We start from the raw sequence: 1,083 nt of genomic DNA, 5'->3' as shown, positions 1-1,083 counted from the left end.
ATTATCATTTTCATCCGTGTATTTTTCATAAGATACTTTTAAACTTTTAGAACGAAACATTGAAACTCTTAAATTATTATATCTTTTATCTAGTTCTTTGTCCGTTAAAATTTCTTTTTCTTCAGCATGTATCATTTCGTCAGTTCATGCCGATATAATACCGCTACCTTTACCAACTTTTCCCATAATTTTATTACCATTAGCATAACCCGCAAAAGCAATGCGAACACAACTAGGAAAAACAATTTCGCCACCTTCTTTAACATTTTTAGGTCAAACAATGCCATTTTCATTGTCAGGTCCTATATCAACTCCGTATTTATCATATAAATAATTACAGACATTAATTGTATCGCCAAATGTAGTATCTTCATGTGTATTGGCATATCTTCGTAAAATATTAGATGAAGCATCATTAAAGTTACAAGCAAAAAATAATTTTTCTGCTAAATGATTTCATGTTTTATTAGTACCACGCCCGGCTGAAACAAACTTAAAAAAACAGGATGAAGTAAAATATCTAGCATAACTATCACCAACAAAATCTTTAAATACTTCTCAATCAAAACCAAAATTATAGTCACTAAAATTTAAATCATATTTTTTATTTAAATATTCATAACTAGTAATTCGTTTTTTATTATTAATTTTATTAAATTCCCTCATTTTTAATTATCATCCTTTTTAAGATTTTATTTTATAATTTAATTATTAATTATTAGCAAAGTAATTTAACTAAAAATTATATTATTTAGATATTTTTTATTTTATTAGAAAAGGAAAAGATAGTAGGGGATTAATGTTCTCTCTCAAACAATTTTATAAAAACAAAATTAAAATATAAAAACAATTAATTTAATTCGCCTGCACTCACCATCAAAGTTAAAGTGCAAAGGCGATATTTTTTTAATTGATATTGTTTATTTTGTTATTTGACACAAATACCCCCCATGACAAGTCACCCATGTAGTTAATTTAGAAATTCTTATCCAGTTCTAAAACAGTCAGCTACTGCTACGCACACGATTTTATTTTTATTCTTGTTATTAAATGTTATGAATGCACCACTACGCGTCTAACTTA

At 26.2% G+C, this 1,083-nt stretch carries 1 protein-coding gene; it reads right to left on the bottom strand.

Features of this window, described 5'->3' with window-relative positions; all coding sequences use genetic code 4:
* Nucleotides 1-666 (bottom strand): hypothetical protein (locus tag D9R21_RS06690; RefSeq protein WP_148108895.1); only part of this gene is annotated, 666 nt, incomplete at its 3' end.
* Between the last annotated feature and the right edge of the window lie 417 nt (nt 667-1,083).

This window comes from Spiroplasma endosymbiont of Megaselia nigra (assembly GCF_003987485.1).
In the GTDB taxonomy this organism is placed as follows: domain Bacteria; phylum Bacillota_I; class Bacilli_A; order Mycoplasmatales; family Mycoplasmataceae; genus Spiroplasma.
The sequence above is the reverse complement of the archived record's forward strand: the minus strand, read 5'-3'. Positions and strand labels throughout refer to the sequence as shown.